This window comes from Paenibacillus lutrae (genome assembly GCF_009757775.1).
GTDB lineage: Bacteria > Bacillota > Bacilli > Paenibacillales > NBRC-103111 > Paenibacillus_F > Paenibacillus_F lutrae.
In genome coordinates, this window is the sequence record NZ_RHLK01000015.1 from 18,165 (window position 1) to 42,048 (window position 23,884).

Genomic DNA, 23,884 nt, shown 5'->3' on the forward strand with positions numbered 1-23,884 from the left:
AAATCCAATTACTGAATCGAAGGAGACTGGTGCCATGAAAGAACGTAATGTGTGGAAATTGAACGGTTTTATAGGGGTGCTGGCGGTGCTGGCTCTACTCGCGGCAGGAGCTTATCTCTTGATCGCGGAGATGATTATTCCTGCTGTGATCCTGTTTGTTCTCGCTCTTATCCCGATTTCCGGCTTTACCGTGGTACAGCCGAATCAAGGGATGATCGTCAATTTTTTCGGCCGTTACAGCGGTACAATCCGTGATAGCGGCTTCTGGATTACAATTCCGTTTACAGAACGTAAGAAGATCTCACTGCGGGTACGCAACTTTAACAGCGTTAAGCTGAAGGTCAATGATGTAGACGGCAATCCGATTGAAATTGCTTCAGTCGTAGTATTCCGTGTAGTCGATACGGCAAAAGCCATGTTCGAAGTCGACAATTATCAGACGTTCGTTGAGATTCAGAGCGAAACCGGACTCCGTCATGTCGCTTCCAAGTATCCGTACGATTCCTACAATGGTGAAGCCTACTCACTGAGAGCCAATACCGAAGAAATCGCGGAAGAGCTGACTCATGAGCTGGAGCGCAGGCTGAATGTAGCGGGGGTAGAGGTGCTGGAGTCGAGATTGACTCACCTTGCTTACTCGACCGAAATTGCCAGTGCGATGCTTCAGCGTCAGCAGGCATCCGCGATTATATCTGCCCGCGAGAAGATTGTTGAAGGTGCTGTCAGCATGGTGCAGATGGCCATCTCCCGTCTTCAGGCAGAGGGTGTTGTCGAACTGGATGAAGAGCGTAAGGCAGCCATGATCAACAACCTGCTCGTTGCCGTTGTCTCTGACCGTTCCGCCCAACCTGTCATCAACTCCGGTTCGATCTACTAAGCGGCCCCATGGGTACCAAGAAAAACTTTGCGCTGCGTCTCGATCCTAAGCTGTACGAAGCTTTGGAACGCTGGGCGGGCGACGAATTCCGCAGCGTTAACGGACATATCGAATTTCTTCTGCGGGAGGCGCTGCTGCGGTCGGGCAGGCTGCCGGGGAACAAGCCCCAACCGCCTTCCGGCACGGAGAAAAGAACCGAGTAATTCTTTCTTAACAAAAGGAGCACTTCTTACCCCGGCGGGCAGGAAGTGCTCCTTCTTATTTATCCGGTTCAGTCTGCGGCCGGATTAGCTAAACTGCCTTGCTTATGCGTTGCTTATGGACGTGTGACGCGGACAGCTTGCTCATCGCCATCCCACTTCACTTCACCGCCTAAGGATTCTACAAGGAATCTCAGCGGCACGAATGTGAAGTCACCTGTCAATTCTGCGGACTGTTCCAGAGTAACGGTTTTACCGTCCACTACAGCTTGATCGGAACCGAGTGTGAACACCACAGTGTGGCCGTTCAGATCGTCAATTACTGTAATTTGCTTCGTTGCACCGTCCCACTTCACTTCTGCATCCAGTAATTCGGATACATAAGTAACAGGTGCCATGGATACATCATTCTTGAGGTACCCGGCAAAACCATATTTGCTCCACTCGTCATCCATTGAAACCAGCGCATTACGCTTAGTAACCTGCAGGTCTTCTTTAATCAGCTTATAGAACGCGGAGTTTTTATCGATTGAACGCAGGAAGCTTCCCAGAGACGGGACTGCCTCCGGATTGGACGTATCGAACAGGATTTTATCTCCATCCGCTTTAACAGGATCTATCGTTACAGGCTTGTTGATATTCCATCTTTCACTTGTGGAGCTTACTTTGAATCCCTTAAGACCTGTTTCTGCCTCCGGCAGCGGGATGTTTATGTCCGCAGTGCTCTTGCGGATATGCTGGTCGCCATCCACCAAGAGATCAACTTTGACGGAAGATCTGTCACTGAGGATTTCGCGGAGCGGTTCTTGTCCCGGACTGTTCAGAAATTTATCCGTCTCAGCGTCGTACTGGTTAAGAACTTCTTTTAAGCCGTTTTGTATAAATTCATAGATGGTTGCTACAGTCAAGGTTTTGTTATTAAGGTAAGTATCGATAAGTACATTGCTTTCTCCCGATTCTTCCACGGTTTCTTTTACGATCGGAGCCAATACATCAAACAGGGTTCCAATAAATTCTTTTAAGCCTTCCTCATCCGCCGCGATGTTTTGCAGCAGTGTTTTGACCAGACCGAGCGCCTCGCTGCCTTTAATTTCAGCATGAAGTTTCTTGAGAGAGACCGATTCGTTATAGACCGTTTCCGTTACGGAAGTTACGCTGATCGTTTTAGGATTCGGCGCGTGACCGATAAAGAAGGATGCCAGCGACGGCATGCTGTCCTGCAGCGCTTTAGTCATTTCTTCGATTTTCTCCTGATCCGGCATCATCATGCCGCCGGCAACCGGATTCATCTGAGCGTTACGGATATGTATCGGCTTGGAGACCCCTTCAATGCTGATAAACACATCCTGCTTATCCACTGACATATGGAACGGAATACTGCCTTTGCCGTACACAAACTCGCCTTTGATGGATGCCTTCTCCTGACTCTCCATCTTCTCTTCCGTAAACTTGATTGTTACATTCTTGAAAAGATCGAGCAATCTCTGGGCGTCTTCCGGCAATTTCTTGGTATCACCCGTAATAAGTTCCAGCTTCAGTGACTCCGTCGCTTCTGCCGATTTAACCTCGTATTGCTTAACAAGCGCCTTATTGATATCCAGACCGTCTACGGACTGGCAGCCTGTCAATACGAGCATCAGCGCTCCTGTACCTCCACATAACCACTGCTTCCAACCAATTTTCTTCATTGAAAGACTCCTTTCCAGTTCCATATAATGCTAACCCTAATTTATACGCAGAAATAAGTAAAAAGACTCATAAAAATGTTGAAAATTAATAAAGGCACATACTGAAGGCCTAGAACTTTGAATAAGGCAGGCCTATGGAGAGGAGTCTAACATACATAACGCCCCTGAAAGGCAGGTCTATCCGCATGAACCATGCCAAAGAGAACAGCATCTGGAGAACAATCGGAAGCTGGATCCGCTCTCTTCCCAAGACACTGGCGCAGCTGATCTTAGCCAAACGGACTTCCATGCAATCCGCCCGCAAGTTACAAGCTGCGGCGACCCGGAAGCTCGTCCCTGACCAGGCAACCATCCGGCGGTTGCAGCATACCTGCACAGCTCTGATACCTGAATCTTTTACAAGCCCCAGTCTGTCTGAATCCCTCTCCTTTACTTCGGAAGAAAACAGCCTCATAGAACAAATCCGTCTGGCCACCGGCCGCGGCAACCGTAACAACGTGACAAGGACACAAGCCTACTGGGAAATGTACACTAAGCATCCGGAACTTCATTGGGCTCTGCTTGCGCATATGGTCTCCCGGAACGGCGGGTGGAGCATGACCGATCTGCATGGACAATATCTGCCCTTTCTTCTAAGTCCCTCACAGCGGCAAACTATTTTCTCCTTCCTGGAAAAAGCCAATTGCCTTATCTTCGGAGATGCTTATCCTCAGCTGCTTTTATATCAAGCGACTTTGACAAGCAAGCAATCACTTTTTCACCTCCTACCCGCGTTTGGTGTCTCAGCTTTTATGAAACCCGTCTGGGAAGAGTTCTGGAGAGCCCAAGACTCCGTCATGCTGACAACCGCTCTGATTATCAACGAGCAGCATTACATTGAAGGGCGGGTTGTTAAAGCGCCTTACTATGCCGAGCATGTACTCGGGTCACTGAAATTTCAGATGCAGGCGCTGATGCAGCTTAATCAGATTGTTTTTCCATTTGCAAAAAAAAGCGGGGACAAGGTCTTGCAAGATCCCCCGATCCATCTTGCGGGAGCCATTCTCGAAGACTTCAGCGATCTGCGGGAACGAATCCAGTTCGGTAAAACCCTCTATGGCATTTTATTCGGCATCCCCGCTGTATATGAAGGAGTCTTACGGTTCGCGGCATATCCCCATACAGGCTCAAGAGCAGATTATTGGCCGCATTTGTTCACGAATGCACAAGAAGAGCCCCCTTCAATCACCACGCATTTGAATAAAATCGCCGGCTGTGAGCTGATGCCCGGAGCTTCCCAGGTCTACAGTCCGAGGCTTACCGATGCTTGGGACGATGTCCCCCTAGCGCCGGTTGAGCCGGGTGACTGGTTCCATACCGCGGATGTTCTCGGCTTTATCGGAGATATTGCTATCCCGGATTTGTTCGAAATGAGCGCTGAGAGCTGCTTCGGCCTCCACAAGGTGCAGACAGCTGCATTGGCTGCGCAGCAGTTGAAGGGGTAAAGAACCTTTTTTGCACAGCACATGGCAGAGTGATGAACGGCAAGCTGCAGGCATACACAACGAGAGGCACAGCCGGTTAAGATCGTGATGCCTGTGCCTCTGGTTGTGACGTACACTTTAAGGCTGAATTAAATTTTCATTGCCCTCAAGTTCGGGCGAATTTACATGAATATTGGAAAGCTCCGACACCGATTCGGCAGTTGAATTCACCGGACCGGTCAAGGTGTTCGTTCCCGGCGAAGCTGCTGGCCATAGGACACCCGTATAATCATAATTCCACTGAGGGTATTTGTTGGGTGCCCCTGTTTTATAAGTCAACTTTACTCCATCGCCTTCGCGGAGGCCCGGAATGCTGTAACTGACCGGCTGATCTTTAACGACTTGAATGACACTTTGATTGTCGGGACCTTCAGATGTAACAACCGGCTCATAAACTTGTGACGCGCTGTACCAGTTGAGCGAAGCCGTTTTGAGGCCGACATACGGCGACGTCGTTTCGTACCGGATGTTGTATTCGGTGCCCGCTACCAGCGGGACGCTTGCCGAGTATTTGCCGTAAGGTACGATGATTTGCTGATCGTTCAGCCATACGCTTCCTTTCTGATCATAAGTCAATAGCTGGAACGTGTACGTCTCTGTATGCTTCGGCTTGATTTTGCCCGTAATCCGTACCGAACCCGGTTTATCCTCAGGGAATAGGCCCCCTTTGTCGTTATAATCAAGGAGATCAATGTAATCGACGGTAGGCGTTCCTTTCTGATGCTCAAGTTTGAAATACTCCCGTTTGAATTTACTCCCTGCCCTAGCCGGATATTTACCCCACGATACGTTGACTGGGCCCGTAAAGTTAGGAACAAAGCTGAGGACTCCTCCGTTGTGTACTTTGTTCACGGTTACATTCTTGACCTGCGGTCCCGGTGCCGATTCCTCAATGATCAGAAAACGCGGGTAATCCGAAGTCGTCAGCTTTACCTTGATCGAGTCCGGCAAAGTTTCTGTAATCGTAACGGGGACGGATGTATTGGTTACGGGATCGTAAGCAGATACATTGGGAGAAGTCGTGTTGATGTTCTTCAGCTTAACCTCGAAGGTCTGATCCGGGAAATCGTAACGGGCCGGGTCCAATGCGCCTTTCGCAGGATCCCAGGCTTGTGTCAGATTGCGGGATGCTACATAATAGCCGATTGCGAATTTATTCGATTTCAGCTGAAACGGAGCGATGACCAGGTCTTCACGGTTGTAGTAATCCGGATGATTGGGCGTTCCGTCCCCTTTGAACACGAGCCTCGGTTTGTGCTCGATCACTTCCGCGACGTTCAGCTTCCGTAAGTTGTCGATCTTCTCCCCTCCTTTTAACAGGTTCACCGTATTCTTCAGGGCAGTCAATTGAGGGCCAACCTTCGCGCGTACGTTATCATTGAGCACAAAATTGTTATTGGCCAGTTCTTCGTAGAACGCGACCGGAAGTATCGCGGAGGTGACGTCATGTTTTTCTTTGGCTACATAGGTGTATAGTCGCTCCAGTCCTTTGTGGCTCTGGAATACATAATTGCGCAAGGTTGATTTCGTCGCGATTCTTTGGCGGATCGGACCCAGAGCCGGTGATTCTTTAGGAATCCCGTTAGCCGCGGCCAGTTCGTTCGTGAAGCTCAGCGTACCGAAATTCGTTTCGGTCTGCCACAATTCCACGTTTTTCCGGTTAAAGTTCGCGAAACGGTAATGATCTTTAAAATTGTTCGGGAACGGCTGAATATCCCGGCTTAAATGCTCGGTTACGAGAGCGGAGTAGGTATATTCCGGATTGGCCTGCATGAACGAAGGTACAAAGGTGCTGCCGAGATTCCCGAGCGCATCGACGGTTTGGTTAGCGGTGCGATGCCAGGTCGGCGGCTTGTAAGTGAATTTATTCTTGTCGTAGCCCGTATAATAGTGACGGCTTATTCCGGCTTGACCGTCAAAGATCCAGCGGAAGTTGTCTTTGGGACGCTGGTTAGAGAATCCGCTGATAACCTTCACGCCCGGAGTCTGATTAACCGGATCGCTCACCACATCGGTCGTAACGGGGAGAAAAACCTCCTGTCCGGTTACGGTCTCCCCTTTGCGCGTTATATACGTAGGCGGCTGCGAGAATTGGAGGTCCGGCTCGTAATAATACTTAATGTCCATAAAATGATGCCCGAATGTTTGCTCGTTCCAAACTTCGAAGTCGAAGCCGGCGTCTGCCTTTCCTTCGGTACCCAATGCACGTTTCGCGAAGGCCGATACACTTTTTACATAAGTCTTCCAGCCTTCTATGGTTTCATCGGAGGCCGGGTTCGGCGTTCCGTCCGCGAATGTTTTGCCTGAAAGAGGCTGGTATTTCAGCTTATATAAGGAATATGCGCCGGCAGGTATAGTTGCCCCCTGAAGCGGTGAAGAGAGTTTGGCGATCCCCGTTGTCGGATTGAGTTCGGTAATAAGCGGGTTAAATCCTTGACTTAAAGCGTGTCCCTGATTGTTTATTTCTCTAACTCCCGTATATTTAACGACAATCCCGGTTAATTGGGCAGGATCGAGCTTCAAGTATGTAGCCCCTGTAACGGCAGGCTCCAGCAATGCCGTTTTGACTTCCTTATAAGGTGCGGGAATTCCGGAATTGGAATTCAATAGAATCAGCGGGCGGATTCCATGCTTCTGCAGAGATTTCAGCGTATTGGCATACTCCCGTTCCTTGACGGTATAGCCTACCTTCGATTCATCATCATACTGCAAATTCCCCCAGCCCATTTCGAAACGGGCGTGCTTGATCCCCGCCTCCGCGAGCGCTTGTGCGGTAGCATCCGTTTCTTTCTCCGTCACATTAATGACGACGCCGAGAGAATCGAGAAATTGACTGGCTTCCTGAGTATCGACATACGAACGCCAGGGAAGCTTGTAGAAGGATCCACCGCCGAAAGGAACATCGCTCTGACCAGGATCTTCATACGGCCCATTCAATGGAGCCGTTTGCGTGATGCCATCCCAGGACCCCGGTAAACCCGACTGGGGAACTGCCGCGGAAAGCATAGGAGCCGCAAGTGAAACTGTCAACAGTCCGCATGCCACACCAAGTACTAATTTTTTCATCATCTTACTCCCTCCTACCAATAAATATTGAATCATCTCTACCACCAGACAATCTAAACTAGATTACTACCACAAAACCTCCTATATATTACAAAATTCAATAATGATTATATAACGTTTCGCTAATTTTTGATACAATGTGTATCAAAAAAATCAGTTACTTTCACCATGGAGCCTAGCTCTTCCTTTACCAACGCAAAAACACCTTCAAGAATCGTCCCCTTGTCTTACGACATGGTTACTTTCTCTTGAAGGTGTTTTGATTGGCTACGCGTTTGCCGTATGATTGCCGCAGAAAGCGCGAGAAATGATGCTCCTCTCCAGTAGAGGGGGCTTGCGCATCTTGCAGCTTGTCTGCGGCTTAAGACGCCGCGCAAGCGTCTTAACCGCGGCCCATTAAGCGGCCCGCTTTCGCAAGCACCTTCCGGAGCGGCGCCGGGAAGGATTTCACATCCTCACTGGTCACGACTTTCGTCACGAACAAGAGGATAACGTAGAGCAAGCAGGCTAAACCGCCTACAATAATGGCATTAAGCGTTGCATTGGCAACTCCCCACGGGAATAGCTCTAAGTTAGCAAACAAGAAGCGCTCTGTGAAGAATCCGGCAAAGGCCACAATAACCGTTGTCGCGACGATACCGGTCCAGCGGCGGGCATTCATAATACGGAATGAAACCACATTACGCATTACAGCCAGATTGAAAGCTGTCATGACAATAAAGCACAGCATGGTCGACAGCAAAATGCCATAGACACCCAGCCATGGCGACAGCACCAGGTTACCGATTAGCTTGATCGCGATTCCGAAAACGACGCTTGAAACAAGCGCCCGCATTTTGCCCATGCCCATCATCACGGCACCCGACGTTTGCATGGTGATCTGGAACATGGCTCCCGCGGTCATAAGAGCGATCATAGGCGGCCCGTATTCATACCCCGCCTGAGTACCGCCGTAATCGAACATCCCCGACAAAGGACGGGCAGCTGTACAAATGGCAAGCACCATAGGCAGGCCGGATAGAATGGCAAGCTGCATAACACGGGCCGATTGGTGACGCACCTGATCCAGCTCGCGGCGGGAATAAGCAGCGGAGATAATCGGGATAACCGATTGGCTGAGTGCTATAGCCAGCACAATCGGCAGTCCTGCGAGCGACTGGGCTTGGCCTCCCAAAATCCCGACGAGCTCCCTGCTCGTATCCGCCCCGATCTGCTCACGAAGCAGCGGAACAAGCGTCGAAGAATCTATCGCATAAATCAGTGTAACGGTGATGGAGAAAATAACGATCGGGATCGACAGACGCAGCATCTGCTTATAGATCTGACTAAAAGGGAGCTTCGTCCCGGCTGATGAGCGGTCACGATCTGACACCTGCCTGGCATTCCCGGATGCAGATTCTTCTTGAAGATCCTCCCTCCGGAATTTCCGGGCAAAATACATCAATACCAACATCGCGGCAATCCCGCCGGTCACGCCGCCGAAAGATGCACCTGCCACGGCCCAGTCCAGACCGAAACCAAGCAGCAGATAAGCCAGGCCCAGAGCCGTTATCAGACGGATAATCTGCTCAATAACCTGAGAGATCCCGTTGGGCAGCATATGCTGCCGTCCCTGGAAATACCCCCGCATGATGGCGATGACTGGGAAGATGAGCAGCGCAGGAGCTATCGCCATGGTCGGCAATGCGGCGCCGGGAACGCCTGACTTCTCCGCATACAGCGGCGAGAGAACAAATAACAGCACGCTGGCAACAAGTCCGGCTCCTGCAGCAAACAGCAGTGCAGCCCGGTAAATATGTTTGGCCTCGTCCATCTGGCCGAGCGCGGTTCGCTCAGAGACCATTTTACTAAGGGCACTCGGAATACCTGCCGTAGCGACAACGAGTAGAATGCTGTAGATATTAAAGGCGACCGAGTAGCTCGCCATCCCTTCATTGCCCAGCATATAAACAAGCGGGAACCGCTGGAATACGCCGAGGAACCGGGCAATCAGAGCTGCCACGGTCAATATAAGCGTACCTTTGACGAGCGAATCTTTAGACAATGTCGTTCCTTCTCCCCTTACATAATAAGACCGGAAAAGGAGTCCTTTTCCGGATGGTGTAGCAGCAGTGAGTTATTCTTTAAGGTTGGCTGCCTTTCATGATCTCGAGCGGCTCCGATTTGCCATAAACCGGTCTCGTGGTGTTCACAGGCGCCGCCCATTTAACTCCGTTGGAAATAACCTTCAGGACATCCTTGTTATAATAAGTCGGATATGTCTCGTGTCCCGGACGGAAGTAGAAGATACGACCTTGTCCACGGTGGAACGTACAGCCGCTGCGGAAGACTTCCCCTCCTTCAAACCAGCTGACGAACACCAGCTCGTCCGGCGCGGGAATATCAAAATGCTCGCCGTACATTTCCTCATGCTCCAGTTCGATGAAGTGGCCGACCCCCTGGGCAATCGGATGAGCAGGATCCACAACCCACAAACGTTCTTTTTCCCCGTCTTCTCTCCAGCGCAGATCGCACGAGGTGCCCATCAGCTTCTTGAAGATTTTGGAGAAATGCCCGGAGTGTAGAACAACCAGCCCCATACCTTCCAGTACACGCTTCTGCACACGATCTACAATAGCATCCGACACGTCGCCATGAGCCTTATGCCCCCACCAGATCAGAACATCGGTGCTGTCCAGCACTTCTTGCGTAAGGCCATGCTCCGGCTGATCCATCGTTGCCGTACGAATTTCAAAAGAATCATCGGCAAGACCGGATGCCAGGGCTCCATGAATGCCCTGCGGGTACACTTCCGCGACTTTCGGGTTGTTCTTCTCATGTACATTTTCATTCCACACCGTAACATTAATCATCTGTCGTCTTCCTTCCGAGTAGGTTTTGTCAACAGCGTCTTGATCAGATCCAGACAATAAAGAAAATAATCATCAGCACTTGGAGGACAACCTTAACGACAACGCTGGAGAAAAATCCAAGAACCGAGCCCACCCCGACCTTGGCAGCCTGTTTGAGGCTCGAACCGTGATAGAGTTCTCCGATTAAGGCGCCGATAAACGGTCCCAGAATCAGACCGAAAGCCGGAATCGCAAAGGGACCGACGAGCAGTCCGATCGTGCTGCCCCAAACCGACGCTTTGGAGCCGCCGAATTTCTTGACGCCCAATGCGCTGACGAGATAATCACCGATCGTGATCGCAATTACGATTACAGTCTGAATGAACCAGAACCAGAAGCCAAACGGTTCAAAACTGAAGAAAAATCCATAGACAAAAAAAGCGGCGTAAATCGCTAGCGCCCCTGGCAGGATGGGATAAACCGCTCCTACCATCCCGATGACAAACAACAAAATAATTAGGATCCATCCCAAAATAACCATATGCGGCATCCTTCCTTAAACCAAGTCGTCCCGGTTCTTACTGCTTAGTCGAGGCAGACGGATTGAGCACGTATTCCTGGATGACTTTTGCAACCCCATCCTCTTCATTGGTCACCGTTATCAAATCGGCTATGCGCTTAACGCCCTCTTGAGCATTCCCCATAGCGACACCCAGACCTGCAGCCCGAATCATGGCGATGTCATTCTCACTATCCCCCATCGCGATAACTTCGGACATTTGAATACCCAGCAATTTACAAACTTCTTCAATCCCGCTTGCTTTGCTGACCCCTTTGGGATTCAATTCGAGGTTATTCGGGTGAGAGTTCGTAATTTCAAGAACGCCCCAACTGGCTAGTTCACCCCGGATGATTTCCAGGCTCTCATTGTTCTCGGTGTAAAAACCGAATTTCAACCATTCCGGTTTGGTGATGTCATCGGCCCATTTGTCCCGGTTATACATCCCCTCAACCGAATAAGCCCAATACCAGGTATCGTGCTCGATAGCAAGATCATACATCCGCTGTACAAGATCCAAATCCAGCAGTGTGCGCTTCAGCAGCTGATTAGGCGCCTTCCATACCTCACTGCCGTTCACGGATACAATCGGAGTTTCCAGCTTCAGCTCCACCGCGTAAGGAAGCGCCGTCTGTACCCCGCGCCCCGTCGAAAAAATAACCGTTACACCAGCATCAAGCGCTGCGTAGATCGCCTCTTTGTTCGCATCGGAAACTGTTTTTTCCTCCGTAAGAAGCGTGCCATCCATGTCCAGCGCCACCAGTTTATATTGTCCCACCGAATTTCCTCCTCCAGGTTTTCTACAGGAAAACCACATCGTATGCATCGTCTTCAGGTGTTTCAAGAATGCGTATCCGGACCATTTCAATGAAATGAATATCCGGCCAGCAAATAATAAAGCTCCGCTGTCAGCGACTGTCCGTAATGATCAGCTACTCTCTTGTCTCAACCATTATTACACGGCCGTGATCCAGATATAACCATAATTCTTATCATGTTAACGTACAGAGCTTAAGCGGAGCTGCTCTTATATTAGAATGCCGCGACTTTCTTCTGGGTTGTTTCTTCCATATAGGTGGCATGCCACAGAGCAAACATGTAGATCGTCCACAGTCTGCGAGCATAGTCTCCTTGTCCATCCTGATGAAGCTTGGCCATTCTCTCGACCGCATCCAGACGGATGTAGTCTTCGATCCCGCTAGCTTTGATTTGCTCAACCATAGTCGTACCCGTCGGTCCTTTGAGCCAGTCACGCAGCGGAACAGGGAAGCCCAGCTTCGGCCGGTTCATAATGAAATCCGGAACAACGCCTTCCATCGCTTTGCGGAAAATATGCTTCGTCGTTCCTTCCGCAATCCGGTATTTGGCTGGAATTCGGCGGGCTACTTCGAACAATTCCTTGTCGAGGAAAGGTACGCGAAGCTCCAAAGAATGAGCCATGGTCATTTTATCGGCCTTCATCAGAATATCGCCAGGCATCCAGAGATTCATGTCAATGTACTGCATCCGCGAAACAGGATCGAGATGCTTGGTCTTATCATAATACTGCGCAGCGATTTGGAACGGATTCTGATACCGCTTCAGCATGTCGTGATCAACGCGCAGAACCTCAGCCTTCATATCTTCGGTGAAAATCTTAGCGTTGCCGAGGAAACGCTCTTCCAGAGGCGTCGTGCCGCGCAGAATATAATTGCGGCCTTTCATTCCCTGCGGAAGCATCAGCGCCATGCGGTGCATCAAGCGGCGCAGCGGCAGCGGCAGACCCTCCAGCGGGGCCAGTGACGTCGGTTCCCGGTAGATCCGGTATCCGCCGAACAGCTCGTCCGCTCCCTCGCCTGAGAGAGTGACTGTCACATGCTCCCGCGCGAGCTGAGCTACATGATAGAGGGCAATCGCCGAAGGATCAGCGACAGGCTCATCCTGGTGCCAGACAGCCTTAGGCAGCGTGTTGAAGAAATCCTCACGCGTAATGATTTTGGAATAATGCTCCGTGCCAAGCGCTTTTGCCGTTTCCTGCGCAATAATCGTTTCATTATTCGGACCTTCAAAGCCGACCGAGAACGTACGGATCGGCTCGATTTGGCGCATCTGCGCCGCAATGGCCGTCGAGTCGATGCCGCTCGATAAGAAGCAGCCGCGTTCTACGTCACTAACCATGTGATGCACAACCGAATCTTTGAGCGTCTCCCTGATTTGTTCCACATATTCGCCAAAAGGGCGCTCCTCAGGCTGGAACATCGGATCCCAATAACGGTGGATCGACATTGTGCCATCAAAGGTAACCTTGAGGTAATGCGCGGGAGGCAGCTTCTGGACTCCCTGGAACATCGTATTAGGCTCCGGAACATACTGGAACGTTAAGTAGTTCATAAGGCTCTCCGTGCGGATCAGCGGACTGATGCTGCCGGAGGCCATAAGGCTCTTAATTTCGGAACCGAAGAGAAGCTGACGGTCATTCATTTGATAATAAAAAGGTTTGATGCCGAAATGATCGCGAGCTGCAAACAGTTCTTTCTTGCGGCGGTCCCAGATCGCAAAACCGAACATCCCGCGCAGGTGTTTGACACACTCTTCCCCGAACTCTTCGTACAGATGCACGATGACCTCGGTGTCGCTGTTTGTACGGAATACATGGCCGCGATCGAGCAGCATGGACCGTAAAGCTTTATAATTGTAAATCTCTCCGTTAAAAATAATCCAGACGGATTCGTCTTCATTGCAAAGCGGCTGATGGCCTTCGGCCAAATCAATAATGGAAAGCCTGCGGAAACCAAGCCCGATTCTATTCTCCGTCCAGAAGCCCGAGTCGTTAGGACCGCGGTGATGAATGACGTCCGTCATATTCTGAAGCATGGACAAGGATGGCTCTCTATCTTCAAAGTACATAACACCGGTGATACCACACACGAGTGATCCACACCTCCATAAAAACTACAACACATGTTGTTATTCGATACATTAGTATAGCACAACCTGTCCCCTTTCTGAAAATGGAAACTCGCAATCCTTGCAGCAGCTCCCCTTACGATGAAAATGAAAACCCTTCCCGCTGCCGGACCTTTACAACAGCGAATCACCCGGGCGGTAACCCGGGTGATCTTTTTACTTATAAGAAGATGACCGTCCATATGAGACGCTTAACGGAGGACATGAGCTTGCGCTTCTTCATAGCCGACCCCTCTTTCCTTTGGGCATTTTTGTTGGTGAAAGGCAACTTTTGGACCGTAAATAACCGGGTTTCCTACCTTATATTATGCCCCCTCCCCATAGGAGGTTCCATATTTAGGCGAAAACCCGGCATGTCCACTCTGATCTAAGAGCCTGGACGGCCCGCTCTGAGTAACTAAGCCAATCTAGCATGCGTCTTATGCAGAATGGGCTTACTTCTTCTTCTCCGTATTCCCGGTTGCAGGCCCGCGAGGCGTGCCGGACAACCCGATGTACTCATCGTAGGCATCGAAGATTTCCCGGGCGATCGGAGCCGCACTCCAGGAGCCGTATCCGCCCTCTGGAATGACAACCGCTACAGCCAGCTTAGGTTTATCTGCCGGTGCAAAAGCGATGAAAGTCCCGTTATCCACCGTTTTGGTACCGATCTGCTGAGTCGATGTTCCCGTCTTGGATGCGAAGGTGTAATTCACGTTATCGAAGCCTTGTGATTTAACCCGTTTCATCCCGGCAAAAATCGTATCCCAGTATTCCTGCTTGAAGGACTTTTCCTCGCTCAGTATCTCAGGACCGAATTTCTTAACGATTTCACCGTCATAAGTCGTGATTTTGTCGACGAATTGAGGCTTCAATCTCTTCCCTTGAGTCGCGAGCATAGCCGTGTGCTGGGCCAGCTGCAAAGTCGTCGCTTTCTCGTTCTGTCCCCACGAAGCATAAATAAGGGCAGATTGGGCGCTGTTCAAAGCCGCATTGGCGATCGATTCGTTCGATCCGGCATATTCATTAGGCAGACCGCTCTGCGTAGAGGTGGTCAGCCCGAATCTCTTCAAGTAATCGTCCCAGATCTGCAGGCCGTTCTTGCGCTCGAAGTACAGCTTGCTGCCGATCCAAGCCGACATATACGTATTCGATGAGTGCTCCAGCGCCTGGGCCGCATTAATCGGCCCCCATGCTTTACGTCCTGAATTCCAGATGGTACTTTGCGACCCCTGCTTACCGAACGAGTAAGAGCCGGTGTCGTTGTACCTGTCCTGAGGCTTGAAAAAGCCTTCCTTAAGACCGACAAGCACAGTCAGCGGCTTAATGGTCGAACCCATGTAAACCATGGAATTGGCATGCTTCCTCAGTTCTTTCTCCGGATAATCCGGATAGGCCGTCGTAATGGTTCCGTTGTTCACGAAAGGCTGGATTTTGGCATAATCCGTCGTCTTGATGCCGCCTGTCCACAGATTCGGATCGTAATCCGGCATACTCGCCATCGTAATGATCCGTCCCGTATCTACTTCCATGGCTACCGCATAACCGGAGCGCGCATTCGGCGAATAGCCGTAGCTGCCTGATTTAGGCTGGCGCAGGTAGGTTAGTTGATCCATGATTTTCTGTTCCGTACGGGTCTGAATATCCTTGTGAATCGTCAGGTGCAGGTTGTTCCCCTTCTCGGGCTTGGTAATCGTCACATTGCCTATAATCTTCTGGGACGAGTTAACCGGGTACGTTTTGTAGCCGTTCTTACCCCGGAGTTCTTCCTGGTACATCAGCTCAAGACCGTCATAGCCTACATCCTCGGTATCCAGGTATTCCTCGGTCTTGGTTTTGTCTTTATAGAAGGACAGTCCGTACTTAGACTCGCGCGCCGTAGAAAACTGCCTCATATAGCCGGTCAATTGCACGGCGATTTTGTCCTCATCATAGGTGCGGATGCTTTCCTCCATCACTTCAACCCATTTGAATTCATCGCGGTGCTCAAGCAGATAAGCAACTTCTTCTTTGGACAAATCCGCTTTGATCCGCCTGGGGATGGAATAATAGCTGGGCTCTTTCGTTTTATTCTTGTCGATATCATAGCCGACGTCCATAAGTTCGACGATGGCTGCCGCCGTCAGAGGCGTCTGCTTCGATTTAGCGGAGCCGTACTGCTGGAAAATATCCGCAAGCTTATGAGCGAATGCTATGACCTCATCCTTATCTTTCTGCCCGGATTCGATCCGGAAAAACACAGATTGAACCGGTATCGTATATGCGATCGGGTAGCTGTTGGAATCATAAATATTCCCCCGGATCGGGGCAATTGGCGTTTCACGGTTGGTGGCTGAGTGTTCTTCCTCCGCAAGCTTTTCTCCTTCAACAAATTGAAGAATAGCAAGCTTCACAATCAAGACGGAAAACAGCAAAAATGTGGCGAAAAAGAATAAATTAATCCGGATTGAAAAGTGCCGTTTACCAGAATCTTTCTTTTGAATATCTTCGTTGTCCATCGTGCTTCCTTCCTTAGTAACGTTGGTTCTGACACGGACTTTAACTTTCGCGTCCCCATCCACCCTAGTTTACCATACATGTACCATCTGTGAAAAATGTCGCAGGATGACAGTTATGCCCACCCTCTTGTTCCTCACGGTCCGCTCTGCTTAGAACAAAACCGCTCCTCAGGACAGGAGCGGTTGTTCTAAACATCGCGGATGTGCGTCTTATCGAAATCCGGCGGATTGAACCAGTTGCTGCCGCTCGATACCCAGGTGGCATCAAGCGGTACCCACTGCTTCTTCTCTGTCAAATACACTTCATTCCAGGCATGGGGACCGTAGCCGCCACGGCCGTCCGAGCCAAGCCCCGTTACGACTTTGACGTCCAGTCCGATGGAGCGGGCCATTACCGCGTACAGCCGGGAGTAGTCGATACAGACGCCTGTACGGCTTGCGAATGTGTCTTCCGGCGTCTGTTCCTTCCAGATCCGCTGCTGTTCATATAGATCAACCTTGCCGTAGTCATAAGCAACCCGGCTGCCCACCCACTTGTACAGCAGCTCCGCCTTCTCCTCATCCGTGCCGCCATTCTTGGTCACTTCTTTGGCTGCAGCGGATATATCGGCCGGGATGTTGGCATCCACCACTTCATATTTCCGCTGGAGGATCTGATTGAATTCCTGCTCAACCGCCCGGGTAAAGACCGGCAGTTGACTCTGTAGAAAGTCCCCCGTAAACGGCTGAATAACTTCCCGGGCGCCTTTCTGATACAGATTCGAAGCCCCTATATAACTAGCCGGCTTCGTTTGAGGAAAGAGCGTGACATAGACGAACAGCACGGCGACCACCAGCATCGCCCGCCAGGCGCCTGTCACGGAACCGATCAGGCCCCCGGTTGCGGCGCTGGCAACCGAGGGCTTGTCTTCCCGGTCCCAGCGGCTGTGTGCCCAGCGCAGCAGAATTGGATCAACAAACCAGTACAGAATTTGTCTAATCACCAGATAGGTGAGCAAGAAGAGCACACCGAACCGGAACAGTTCAAAATCCCGTATAGCTGTTACTGCGGTATAATACGTCTGTTTCCAGACGGGCATCTCTGCCGCGGGAATTTGTATGGAAAGGCTCTTCAGCCAGTTCTGTAATGGAACTGACAGCAGTTTGGACGCCTGCCAGGCCAAATAAATGGTCGCTACGGTTACGAACGTCTCGCAAATCATCCGCAGCAAATGTTTAGCTGAACCGGAGGTTCCGCGTACAATGCCTTGAATCGCTGAGCCGACCACGACCAAAATGAGGATGACAGAGATGATATTCATGGACTCCCAACTAAAGATTGAATCGGACATAGCACCGGACCTCCCAGCTTTTGTAATTTGTAAGTTGTTATTACTGCTGTCCCGTATTCTTTTTGGCCTGATCGATAAATGCCTGAATAACACTGTCTGCCTTAACGTTGAAAGTCCGGTTCATGAATGTGATGGCCACGTCCGCTGAACCGTCTTTGCCTTCAATTTTGACACTTTTGGTCCCGACGGTATACGTTCCATCCGGATTTTTCGTGTATTTGGCATCCTTTGCTTCGTCCTGGATCGTTTTGATCGCCTGGTTGCTGATTTCGGTCAAAGCAGTCCCGCTTACACTTTGCAGCGTATCCTTATAATTCGCTCCGTAAACCAGCAGAGCCCCTACAATCACAATAACCAATACCCATTTAATGATCGTTTTAACAAGACTAATCACCACGAGGAGTACTATGATCGCCGCCGCGATCAGCAGCCAGCGCTCCTGAATAAACGCAATCCATGCTTCCAACTCAAATCCCCCTTAATTTTCCTGGTTAAATGGCTTACTCTATGTTTATACGACGAATCGTTTATTCTTCCTCTCTTTTTTTACGCAACATTTCCAAATCATGTCGGATATGGTCGCCGCGGTCAATTTGTTTTTGTACGCTGCGCTTCGTTTTGGCCAGACGGATGACAGCAATAGCAAGAAGCACGCCAATAGCAATAATAAAAATCGGATCCATCGCTCTTACCTCTCTTTCTTTACGGCGGCAAGCCTGTCTAATTTCAGATAGCATAAGTACGGGACAAGGGGCGTACATCTTATAAAGACGAGTTGGTGAGACAAGTAGTTCCGCAGCAAAATAGATGAGGCGGTGTGTTCCGATATGAAAACGGCAATATGGCTTTATTTCTTTATGTTCGTAGCTTTTTTCGATCTTCATGCCCAATACCCGATCTTAACTCCGTTCGCATTGTCTCTTGGAGCTGCGCCATCCTTTATCGGGCTCATCATGGGGATGTATTCCCTTACCCACTTACCCGGCAATTTGATAGCAGGCTTTGGCGTAGATAAATACGGAAGCAAGCTCTTTATCGTATTCAGCCTGATTGTAGCAGGTATTGTACTCATTTTCCAATCACGGGTAGAGGATCCCTGGCAGCTTCTTATGATCCGTTCCATCAGCGGATTCGTGCTGGCATTCCTGTCACCCGCCTGCCTGGCTATGCTCGCCAAAATCGCGACGGATAGTGTTCATCAGAGCAAGCTTATGGCAGGCAACGGTCTGGTCCACACCCTTGCTTCCGTCATCTCGCCTGCGGCAGGCGCCTATCTCGTGGCGCAGTTCGGCTTCACTGCTTCCTTTACGCTGCTGGGCTGGGTGCTTATCATTACGGGACTGATATCCATCCCTTGGCTGAAAGAGCCGCGCGGGGCTATCGCCGACGATACGAGCAGACATACGGCCGAAGAACGGCTGCCCTCTGCTTCCAAGAGTGCAGACAGCAAACCGGAAACGATAGCACCCCTTATTCCTGATGCGGCTTCGCCATCCATTCCCTGGCTGTTCTATGCCGTCCCTCTGGCATTGTCCTGCTCCCAGGGTATCCTGTTCTTTGAACTGCCGCTCATGAAAACAGCCCAGAACTCCCTGCTGACATCCGGTTTGTTCTTCTCCTTGATCAGCCTTGGAGCATTGGTGTCGCTCAGCATGTTCTTCCTGAACCGGATCCCGCCTATCCAGCGGACGGTAGCAGGGTCCCTCATCCTCTCTGTCTTGTTCTTCGGACTGGCCATCCAGTGGCCCCTGCCTCTCTATGTCACACTGTTCCTGATCGGGATGGCCAAAGGCATAATCTTCCCGTCTCTTGCAACCATGCTTGCCGCGATTACGAGCAGCAACCGTTACGGCCGGGTCTTCTCTCTTCTGTCCATCGCCTATTCCATTGGCGCCTTTATCGGCCCGATGGTTGCGGGACAGTGGAGAAACTTCGTGTCCCCCTATTTTATAGCCTTTTTTATTCTGATGTGCGCACTTACACTGCTGCCCTTCCGATTGCTCAGGCCTGCTTCCGCCTAGGAGGTTCATTCATTTACCTGTTACGGAGACGGATACTTGGAAGCTATTTCCCACATTCCTTCAATCTTCCGACTATTCCTTCTATAATAAAATCCGGAGAATCGGCGGCTTGTGAAACAAGCCGTTTTTCAGTTTTTCGACATTTCCCAGGAAATGCTGTCGCCACCCGTTTTCCTTCTATCTATTTGAAGCGGCGAATGTTGTCCATTATAATAATACCGACACTTGGCCGCATCCTGTGTTCGCAGAAAAAAGTGTCCAGACGAAGGAGTGGACGGGAATGCCCATCGCCATAATCGTGGAAGGCAAAAATGACCGGAGCAAACTGCGCCGGCTTCTAAGCAGCGATGTCGAAATATATTGTACATACGGAACACCGGGAACAGAGGCGCTTGAAAAGCTGCAGAAAAAGGTCGGCTTTCAGGAAGTTTACGTATTCACGGATAACGATTCTTCCGGCAAGAAGATACGCGGTAAACTCAGGGACGTATTCCCTGACGGAGAGCAGATTTACACGCGCCGCGGCTATGCCGGAGTGGAAGGAACGCCCGATGAGTACCTCATTCAGCAATTAGAAAAGGCAGGGCTGGAGGAATACATTCTGTATCCGCCTGCGCCTGCCTTATAGGAAGCAAAGCTTATCTTTCTTTGATTAATACTTTCATGTCTTTTACAATTTCCGTCTGATCCAGATCCGGGTTATTCGCATTGTAATACGTCCGGATCTCTCCCTTTTTATCGAGAAGAAGAATGACATTGTTGTGAGTGAAATTGCCGTTCTTGTCCTTCGTTACCCCCACCTGAAACTTTTTGGCCAAAGCCGCCATTTCCTTCTCGTCCGTTCCCGTCAGGAACTTCCATCCGGTGAAATCAGCACGGTTTCTAAGTGCATATTCTTTTAACGCATCAGGGGTGTCTCTGGCAGGATCGAATGAAATGGATACGATGTTCGCTTTATTCTCAAACACCTTCTCCTTTTTCATCTCATCTTGTACCTTGGACAAAAAATTGGTCGTAATCGGACAAACGTCCGGACAGCTGGCAAAGAAAAAATAAACCAGCTTAACTTTACCGTCGTAATCTGCCGATGCAGCTTTGTTGCCCTCCGCATCCGTCAACTGATAGCTTGGAGAAGGTCCCATCGATTTATCTTTGTCCAAATAATCTCTGCCCTGGTCCTGCGTGCTCAATTTAAATGCGAACGAAGCGATTACTGCAATCAGGACAACTGAAATGCTCACTTTAAACCAGTTCTTCGACCAAAATCCATCTGCCATGCGTCATTGTCTCCCCTTTAAAAACATCCCATGTCGCCATGGGATGTTTGTTTTGAAAACGAATCCTGTTGTTAATTAATTATAGGTTCATAATTGTGGAATCCACAACCATGATCAGGAAAAGCAGGGTCAGGTAGTTCACCGAGTAAACGAACATGCCTTTGGCCCATTTGTCGTCATCTTTTGTTTTGAAGCCTTTGTAGCACATGAACGCCCAGATCAATCCCATGATCGTTGCCGCGAAGAAGTATAGCGGACCGACTCTGACATCTCCACCATACAGGAAGAGAAGCTGGGAAACTGGAACGAGCAGTACGATGTAACGCATCATGCTTACTTTGGTCACATAATTGCCTTTGACTACCGGCAGCAGCGGATAACCGGCTGCACGATACTCTTCCTTGCGGCGTATGCCGAGTGCCCAGAAATGAGGCGGCTGCCACAGGAATAAAATCAGATAAAGGATAAGAGCAGTCATATCAAGTGAACCTGTGACGGCCACATAACCCATTACCGGCGGAACCGCTCCGGAGAAGCTTCCGGCGAACGTTCCCCATACCGACGTTCTTTTGAATATGACCGTATAGATCCATACATACAAGAACATACCGGTTATTCCGAGCAGTGCGGTCAACGGATTCACCAGCAGATAGAGCAGGGAAAGTCCGATTACGCCAAGTATAATCCCAAAAGCAAGAACGACGGAAGGCTTGATCGTGCCTCTCACGGTAGCGCGCTTCTTCGTTCGCTCCATCTTCGCATCCATGTCCCGGTCCAAATAGTTATTCAGAACCGTACCGGACGCCAGCACAAGAGCCGTACCGACCATCGCATAAATCAGCAGCAGAAACCAGTCCAGGTTGAACGTCCCTGCAGATGCAATCCAGAAACCGCCGAAAGCGGTGATAAGGTTTGAAAATATAATACCCGGCTTGGTCAGAACGAGAAAATCTCTCCAAGAAGCCGGAGCCGAAGGAACATCAGCCTGCGCTGCCGATTGGACTCCCGCTGACTCAGCAGCGTGCAGCACCGTATCCGCAGTAGCTTTGTATCCTAATTGTTTATCCAAGGATCTCAACCTCCAAATTGTTACATATAAACGCTGAATCTGACAACAACCTGATACCCATCGCTTACTTCCAATTCATCATAACAAGCAGGACATCGTTTGACAATGTAATGACAGGAGTTGTCATGATATTGTCGAATTCCAAATTTCCAATTTGAAAGGAATCTGTGGTAGACGTCACAAAATGGATTTAGTATAGTTAAAATAAATGGTTTTAAGAAAATTCAAGAAAGTTGTTAAGAAACCATGAAGATTCACAACATTTTCTTAACAACTATCAGATTCCTCAAGCAGGGAGGGTCCACCTTAATGTCCAATATATTGATCATTGAGGACGATAACAGCATTGGGGATATGATGTCGATTTACTTGGCCGAAGACGCTTATATAGTAAAACGCGCTTCAGACGGGCAAACGGGTCTACGGTTATTCAAAGAGTTTATGCCTGATCTTGTCGTTCTCGACATTATGCTTCCGGATTATGACGGCATGAAGCTGTGCGCGGATATCCGGAGTATGTCGTCTTTGCCCATCCTTATGGTATCCGCAAAGAATGAAGTGTCCGACCGGGTCAAAGCGCTGCTGATTGGTGCAGATGATTACTTATGTAAGCCATTCAGCATGCGCGAGCTCTCCGCAAGAATTAAAGCGCTGCTGCGCCGGTCCCATCTGACTCACGTACAATCCGATGCGCCCGCACGGAACACTCCCCCGTCCATCCACGTGGATACGGACAAACGGTGTTTATATGTCAATCATAACGCCGTCGAAACAACATTTTCCGAATTTGAAATCATCAAACTGTTATGGCTTCATGAGGGTAAAGTATTCAGCCGTGAAGAACTGCTAAATCGTATCCGGGGTATCGACTCATTCGTAACGGAACGAGCTATCGACGTACATATTGCTAATTTGCGAAAAAAAATCGAAAAAGATCCTAAAGATCCCAAGTACATCAAAACCGTATGGGGAGTCGGCTATAAATTTATGCTTGCTGCCGAATAGGATCGGCGAAGAACCTTGCACGGGGTCATGGACCTTTGCAAGGTTTTTTGTTGTCACCAAACGAACGCCTACTCCATATGATGGTTATGGATAAACGCCCACCCGGCAAAGCCGGAACATAACACCTGATGTGGGCCATATAAGGAGGATGTCAGACTTATGACGATCAGCGTAAACCCAGGTAACAAACCGAATATCGGTACACCGCAAGGCTACATGAACTACCCTGCTCAAGCAGCACCCGGTTACACGGCTTATCCCGGTTATATGCAAGGATACCCTTCATACCCTTCATACCCCCAGCAGCAGCAAGTTCCGCCGCCAGTACCAAGCGGCATCGGCATTACCCCGGGAGGCCAGTTAAACGCACTGCCGCTGGAAGAATCTTATGTAGAGAATATTCTGCGCCTTAACCTCGGCAAAGTCGGAACCTTCTACATGACTTTCGAAAACAACAGCGAATGGAACGCCAAAATTTTCCGCGGCGTCGTTGAAGCGGCGGGCCGGGATCATATTATCATTAGCGATCCCAAAACCGGCATGCGTTACCTGCTGCTCATGGTTAATCTTGATTATGCTACCTTTGATGAGCCGCTCAACTACTTCAACACACCGATACAGCCCCGTTAACCGGAACCAAACGGCCTCGGCATCAGCCGAGGCTTTTGTTGTGCCCGGTCGGCTGCAGCAGTTTTTAGGCCGAATCCGGTTCTAATTGCCGCTTAACGGGTTATAAATCTCATGGAAATGCCAAATGTTAAGTTTGGCGCTTCCCCCTTTGACCCAGCTGTGCATGACGCTCCATACGGGGTTGTCCCCGCTTTGTCGGTCCGCACGCATGGAAACGTACTCTTCGTGGGATACTGGTTCCCAGGTTTCAACGAAGAGTCCCGGCTGGTCTGTCCCTTCATAGACAGACAATCGTTTGTCCAGCGCCTGACGTTCAAGTATAAAAGCCAGATACGCGTGGCGGTATTCAGGAAGAATAGCATATTCAACAAAAACTTTGCCCAT

General features: G+C 49.9%; 21 protein-coding genes. 7 read left to right on the top strand and 14 right to left on the bottom strand.

The genetic code is table 11. The features are described from left to right. Window positions 1-34 precede the first annotated feature (34 nt). Both EDM21_RS19795 and EDM21_RS19800 read left to right on the top strand, forming a co-directional pair. Window positions 35-877 (top strand): SPFH domain-containing protein, encoded by an 843-nt coding sequence (locus tag EDM21_RS19795; protein ID WP_157338177.1) that lies wholly within the window; start codon window positions 35-37, stop codon window positions 875-877. An 8-nt stretch (window positions 878-885) separates the two neighbouring features. After that, window positions 886-1,080: a type II toxin-antitoxin system antitoxin gene (locus EDM21_RS19800; RefSeq protein WP_157338178.1), complete on the top strand. Its 195-nt coding sequence runs from the start codon at window positions 886-888 to the stop codon at window positions 1,078-1,080. A 113-nt stretch (window positions 1,081-1,193) separates the two neighbouring features. On the opposite strand, the gene EDM21_RS19805 is transcribed toward EDM21_RS19800, so the two are convergent. Next, on the bottom strand, window positions 1,194-2,765 hold the full coding sequence (locus EDM21_RS19805) for a copper amine oxidase N-terminal domain-containing protein (RefSeq protein WP_157338179.1): 1,572 nt from the start codon (window positions 2,763-2,765) through the stop codon (window positions 1,194-1,196). A gap of 185 nt (window positions 2,766-2,950) precedes the next feature. Between EDM21_RS19805 and EDM21_RS19810 the strand changes: the two genes are divergently transcribed. After that, a complete protein-coding gene (locus tag EDM21_RS19810; RefSeq protein ID WP_157338180.1) occupies window positions 2,951-4,249 on the top strand; it encodes a DUF2515 family protein in 1,299 nt (432 codons plus the stop codon). Window positions 4,250-4,366: 117 nt separating this feature from the next. Here the strand turns inward: EDM21_RS19810 and EDM21_RS19815 are convergent, their stop codons facing one another. The 10 genes from EDM21_RS19815 to EDM21_RS24650 form a co-directional block, all read right to left on the bottom strand. Then, entirely contained in the window at window positions 4,367-7,357 is a 2,991-nt protein-coding gene (locus tag EDM21_RS19815; protein WP_157338181.1) for a PA14 domain-containing protein, read from the bottom strand. 379 nt (window positions 7,358-7,736) lie between these two features. Next, the gene (locus EDM21_RS19820; protein ID WP_157338182.1) at window positions 7,737-9,398 is read right to left on the bottom strand and encodes a putative polysaccharide biosynthesis protein; all 1,662 of its coding nucleotides are present in this window, start codon (window positions 9,396-9,398) and stop codon (window positions 7,737-7,739) included. Window positions 9,399-9,477: 79 nt separating this feature from the next. Next, a complete protein-coding gene (locus EDM21_RS19825; protein ID WP_157338183.1) occupies window positions 9,478-10,206 on the bottom strand; it encodes a ThuA domain-containing protein in 729 nt (242 codons plus the stop codon). Between the two features lie 43 nt (window positions 10,207-10,249). Beyond that, a complete protein-coding gene (locus tag EDM21_RS19830) occupies window positions 10,250-10,726 on the bottom strand; it encodes a DUF456 domain-containing protein (RefSeq protein ID WP_157338184.1) in 477 nt (158 codons plus the stop codon). Window positions 10,727-10,763: 37 nt separating this feature from the next. After that, window positions 10,764-11,522 carry an HAD-IIB family hydrolase gene (locus EDM21_RS19835; RefSeq protein WP_166542098.1) on the bottom strand — a complete coding sequence of 253 codons (759 nt, stop codon included), beginning with the start codon at window positions 11,520-11,522 and terminating at the stop codon, window positions 10,764-10,766. Between the two features lie 254 nt (window positions 11,523-11,776). Then, the gene (asnB, locus tag EDM21_RS19840; RefSeq protein WP_068773912.1) at window positions 11,777-13,651 is read right to left on the bottom strand and encodes an asparagine synthase (glutamine-hydrolyzing); all 1,875 of its coding nucleotides are present in this window, start codon (window positions 13,649-13,651) and stop codon (window positions 11,777-11,779) included. Between the two features lie 473 nt (window positions 13,652-14,124). Beyond that, on the bottom strand, window positions 14,125-16,167 hold the full coding sequence (locus EDM21_RS19845) for a peptidoglycan D,D-transpeptidase FtsI family protein (RefSeq protein ID WP_157338185.1): 2,043 nt from the start codon (window positions 16,165-16,167) through the stop codon (window positions 14,125-14,127). Window positions 16,168-16,355: 188 nt separating this feature from the next. Beyond that, complete coding sequence (locus EDM21_RS19850) at window positions 16,356-17,498, bottom strand: transglutaminase domain-containing protein (protein WP_157338186.1); 1,143 nt, start codon at window positions 17,496-17,498, stop codon at window positions 16,356-16,358. A gap of 40 nt (window positions 17,499-17,538) precedes the next feature. Beyond that, a complete protein-coding gene (locus tag EDM21_RS19855) occupies window positions 17,539-17,964 on the bottom strand; it encodes a hypothetical protein (RefSeq protein ID WP_157338187.1) in 426 nt (141 codons plus the stop codon). Between the two features lie 61 nt (window positions 17,965-18,025). Then, window positions 18,026-18,181 carry a hypothetical protein gene (locus EDM21_RS24650; protein ID WP_166542099.1) on the bottom strand — a complete coding sequence of 52 codons (156 nt, stop codon included), beginning with the start codon at window positions 18,179-18,181 and terminating at the stop codon, window positions 18,026-18,028. A gap of 144 nt (window positions 18,182-18,325) precedes the next feature. Here EDM21_RS24650 and EDM21_RS19860 point away from each other — a divergent pair, with 144 nt between their 5' ends. Next, window positions 18,326-19,519 (top strand): MFS transporter, encoded by a 1,194-nt coding sequence (locus tag EDM21_RS19860; RefSeq protein ID WP_157338188.1) that lies wholly within the window; start codon window positions 18,326-18,328, stop codon window positions 19,517-19,519. Window positions 19,520-19,799: 280 nt separating this feature from the next. Then, entirely contained in the window at window positions 19,800-20,147 is a 348-nt protein-coding gene (locus EDM21_RS19865; protein ID WP_157338189.1) for a toprim domain-containing protein, read from the top strand. 10 nt (window positions 20,148-20,157) lie between these two features. On the opposite strand, the gene EDM21_RS19870 is transcribed toward EDM21_RS19865, so the two are convergent. Both EDM21_RS19870 and cyoE read right to left on the bottom strand, forming a co-directional pair. Further along, a complete protein-coding gene (locus tag EDM21_RS19870) occupies window positions 20,158-20,796 on the bottom strand; it encodes an SCO family protein (RefSeq protein ID WP_157338190.1) in 639 nt (212 codons plus the stop codon). A gap of 79 nt (window positions 20,797-20,875) precedes the next feature. After that, window positions 20,876-21,823 carry a heme o synthase gene (gene cyoE, locus EDM21_RS19875; protein ID WP_420850680.1) on the bottom strand — a complete coding sequence of 316 codons (948 nt, stop codon included), beginning with the start codon at window positions 21,821-21,823 and terminating at the stop codon, window positions 20,876-20,878. A 351-nt stretch (window positions 21,824-22,174) separates the two neighbouring features. On the opposite strand from cyoE, the gene EDM21_RS19880 reads away from it, so the two are divergent. Beyond that, the gene (locus EDM21_RS19880; RefSeq protein ID WP_157338192.1) at window positions 22,175-22,870 is read left to right on the top strand and encodes a response regulator transcription factor; all 696 of its coding nucleotides are present in this window, start codon (window positions 22,175-22,177) and stop codon (window positions 22,868-22,870) included. 159 nt (window positions 22,871-23,029) lie between these two features. Beyond that, on the top strand, window positions 23,030-23,500 hold the full coding sequence (gene gerQ, locus EDM21_RS19885) for a spore coat protein GerQ (protein ID WP_157338193.1): 471 nt from the start codon (window positions 23,030-23,032) through the stop codon (window positions 23,498-23,500). Between the two features lie 81 nt (window positions 23,501-23,581). Here gerQ and EDM21_RS19890 read toward each other — a convergent pair whose 3' ends face one another. After that, window positions 23,582-23,884 carry a hypothetical protein gene (locus EDM21_RS19890; RefSeq protein WP_157338194.1) on the bottom strand — a complete coding sequence of 101 codons (303 nt, stop codon included), beginning with the start codon at window positions 23,882-23,884 and terminating at the stop codon, window positions 23,582-23,584.